The 3,388-nt window shown below is 64.3% G+C and carries 2 protein-coding genes; one reads left to right on the top strand and one right to left on the bottom strand.

Features of this window, described 5'->3' with window-relative positions:
- Positions 1–327 precede the first annotated feature (327 nt).
- Positions 328–1,533: a DNA sulfur modification protein DndB gene (locus tag ABD299_RS24965; RefSeq protein ID WP_344267084.1), complete on the top strand. Its 1,206-nt coding sequence runs from the start codon at positions 328–330 to the stop codon at positions 1,531–1,533.
- A 199-nt stretch (positions 1,534–1,732) separates the two neighbouring features.
- Here the strand turns inward: ABD299_RS24965 and ABD299_RS24960 are convergent, their stop codons facing one another.
- Complete coding sequence (locus ABD299_RS24960) at positions 1,733–2,926, bottom strand: NaeI family type II restriction endonuclease (protein ID WP_344267081.1); 1,194 nt, start codon at positions 2,924–2,926, stop codon at positions 1,733–1,735.
- Positions 2,927–3,388 lie beyond the last annotated feature (462 nt).

The following is a 3,388-nucleotide window of genomic DNA, read 5'->3' as shown; positions in this document are numbered from 1 at the left end:
CTTCCGCTCCTGCGGCGGCACGAGGATTCGAACTTGGGAAGCTGAGCCCGACGACTCGCAGCGGGCTCCACTCAACCGCCATGACCTGCGGTTTTCCTCGCACCACAGCTCCGGCGGTCAGGTGGGGCAGCAGCTCTCTTCAGCCCGGCACTGCGCCGTTCGCCGACGTGCGACTGACACTCGCGCTCTCTCTACGGGGGTACAGAGCCGAGAGGCAGGGCAACGTAGAACCGTCTGCACACTGCAATCACAGTCGCCTACGCGAGCAATCTCGCGTAGCATCTCACCCATCTGGCGTAATCGACGTCGGCAAGCGAAGGAAGCTACATGGAAGAGAACACAGAGGCCGGCGGCGCGGCGGCTGCGTCGTCGCGGCCCAGGATCCCCTACGGGCGCGTCGCCTATCCGGCCATCGGCTTCAAGATGGGCAGACGGCAGATGGTGACCACCGTGATGAGTCCGGTCACCTACGTCGGCACCGTCGGCGACCGCGAGAATTGGGACCCCTTGCAGGGGACAGGTACCAACCGCAAGGAGGACAAGAACCACCGGCAGGCCATTGCTAAGTACATCGAAGAGACGGAGGACTACGTCCTCAACTCGGTTCTCGTGTACTACAGCCCGGACGAAGCCGAGTTCGTGGCGGACGACCCCGAGGCGCCAATCAGTATGGGCACGCTCTACGTGCGGCCGGGAGCGAAGGCCAAGGTGGGGGACGGTGGTCACCGCACCTCTGCATTCGGCGACGTCATCGAGGCCCACAGCCACGGTGACGACGTCCTCCGCCGCCTGCAGGAGAACGGCCAACCCGTGAACGTCGTACTTGATGACGACCAGGCACGTCGGGCACAGGACTTCACCGACCTGCAGCAGAATGCCAAACCGCTCAACGCCTCGATCGCGCAGTCGATGGACCGGCGCCAGGCGATCAACAGGATGCTGCTGGAAGAGGTACTCAAGGGCGAGCGGGCGCCGGTGTTCGAGGGGGGCAAGCGGATCGAGTTCCTCACCGACTCGCCCGGCAAGCTCTCGCCGAAGCTGACAGGATTCAAGACGCTGCGGTACGCCACGGGCACGCTGCTGGTCGGGACCGGTCCTCGTTCGGCCAGGGCCTGGGACGAGGCCGTCGCGGTCGAAATCGCCACAACTGGGCACGACGAGTCGCTTCAGAAGATGGTTGATTTCTGGACCGGGTTCGGCGCACTGCCCGACGTGGCCACCGCCCTGTCGGTCCCGAGCGGGATGGTCAAATTGCGCGAGACCACGTGGCTCACCAGCGCCAACGTTCTGTACGCGCTGGCCGCAGCGGTGCGCGAGGTCACACATGGCACCACCGTGACGATCACGGAAGCGATGAAGACCGCCGTCACCATCGACTTCACCCGGGCCGGGACCACCTTCCACGGCACCCTCGTAGAACCGGCCAAGTACGACGATGAGGGCAACCTGACGGCCAGGGAGAAAGCCCTGACCGGGCGTGACGCCTGGGAGAGCGCCGCGGAGAAGCTGGCCGCCAAGATGCGGCAGCGCTAGCGTGATCAGACGGGCGGGTTGACCCGTCAAGGAGGCAGGACCCCCGGAGCGTGGCCCAGGGGGTCCTCCTTCAGCTTGCATAACGCGCACTCCGGCACATGTGCGGAAGGCGATCCGCTCATCGTTGACGAGGGACACCAACGACCTGCGGCGTTCCGTGTGCCGCCCTCCACAAGGAGACGAGGGGGTCAGAGCGAGGTCAAGGAGCCGGCGCGTCAATCTTTCGGCTATACGGAAGGTCGGGCGCTGGAACGGGGGTAGGGTTCAGCAGCTCCTTCCCATGAGCGCGGGCCCAGAACTGACCGTCCAGTGAGAACTTTGGTCGCGCATCATGGGATGAGACAGGAACGAGGCGGGTGGATATCCACTCACCCTTGACCTGTACCGGCAACCCGAGCGCACGGGCGACGTGTGGGTGTGATCCTTGGTGCCCCAGCACGATGATGGCGTCCGGGCGCAGATGTTTCCGCGCGTCGCGGGCTCGCTTCGGGGAGTCGTCCTGCTGCCCGACGGTCAACACGGTCTGTCGGCCGACGATCCGGTCCCGCACCTCGCGGAATAGCTGATTCAGTCTCTGCTGACCCGACGAGGGTCGGCCCGGCAGTGATGCAGTCAGTATCCGCTCACGTGTTTCGGCATCCAGGTGGAGCAGCAGGTTTGTCGGCAGATCTGTCTGGAGCCCACCCCAGAGCCAGTACACCTCAGACTTGACGTCGTGGGAGAGCTTGCGCTTGTTGTCTCGGTTGTATGCACGGACGCGGTCACCGTTTTCGCCCCGCTTCCTCTTCCAGCGCAGGCGCTCGTCAGTGATCCTAACTATGCCCGCAGCCCACTGGCTCGTGTCGTCGTTCATCCATGCCAAGACCGCAGCATGGTCGGCACGACCACCACGCTCGCCGTGATCAGCGCAGCAATACATCTCCATCGGGATCTCCCAGCCGCCGAGATCCTTGGAGAACTTGCAGTCGATGTCAAGGCCAGAGATGGACCAGTCGAGGTCTAGGCCGTTGTCGATTGCGAACTCCTTCGTGAGGTTCACCTCGACGGCCGTGCCAAGGTACGTCTTCTCGGTTTTCGTGAGCTGCTGGTACGCCCAGCGCCCCGTCCGCTGACCATCGAGCAACTCATCAAGGGAGTCACGGAGCGCCCATCGGAAGCGCTCTCGCGCCTCCGGCTGGTTGTCGAACCACTCCACGAACGGAGCAAGGTCATCGGGAACGTGCTGCGTAAGGCTGGACTGGATCCGCCACTCGCGCGGCATCTTGCTCATAGGCTCGAGCGTGGGCCCCCAGGTGCGGTACGCGTTGCGGCGCGAGTACTTCGCCGCTAAGGCACGCGACTCCTGCATGCCAGCAAAGTCCTGCGGGAACGGCAGACCCTCTTGTATCGTCATGCACCGAAGTCTCGCAGCTGGCACTCAGTCGGGTTCGACGAGGCTCCCACCGCGGCGGACGCCATCGTCATCCGTATGAGTCTTCACTGGGGCTGGCCCAGTCGATTGCGGCGCTGCGGACATGCACAGCCAGCCGGGGAGCCACGGTGTTGCCGGGGTGCTGACCGACATCACCTCCTGACCGCGGGTAGTTGGCCGGAAGGATTGAAGGCGACCTGCTTCGGAGAAGGTGAAGCGGTCGGGTTCGGAGCCATCCGGGCTGACTTCGCGTTTGCAGGAGAGTCTTTCCGCGACTGTCGGGGACAGCCCTTCGGACCGCGTGCAACCGCGAGCCCTCAGGTCGCCTTCGGCGCCGAATTGGAGATGACCTCGAAGGCGATTGGCCAGCTGATCACGTAGGCCATCGTCCGCCATGGCAACAGGTTAGCCTCGATGTTTCGTGAGGTCCCGTCAGCTTGCTGG

The sequence above is a fragment of the Streptomyces sodiiphilus genome (assembly GCF_039529215.1).
Classification (GTDB): domain Bacteria; phylum Actinomycetota; class Actinomycetes; order Streptomycetales; family Streptomycetaceae; genus Streptomyces; species Streptomyces sodiiphilus.
The sequence above is the reverse complement of the archived record's forward strand: the minus strand, read 5'-3'. Positions and strand labels throughout refer to the sequence as shown.

Coding starts and splice junctions, on each gene's coding strand:
- ABD299_RS24960 (WP_344267081.1), bottom strand. CDS start 2,926: ATGACGATACAAGAGGGTCTGCCGTTCCCGCAGGACTTTGCTGGCATG.
- ABD299_RS24965 (WP_344267084.1), top strand. CDS start 328: ATGGAAGAGAACACAGAGGCCGGCGGCGCGGCGGCTGCGTCGTCGCGG.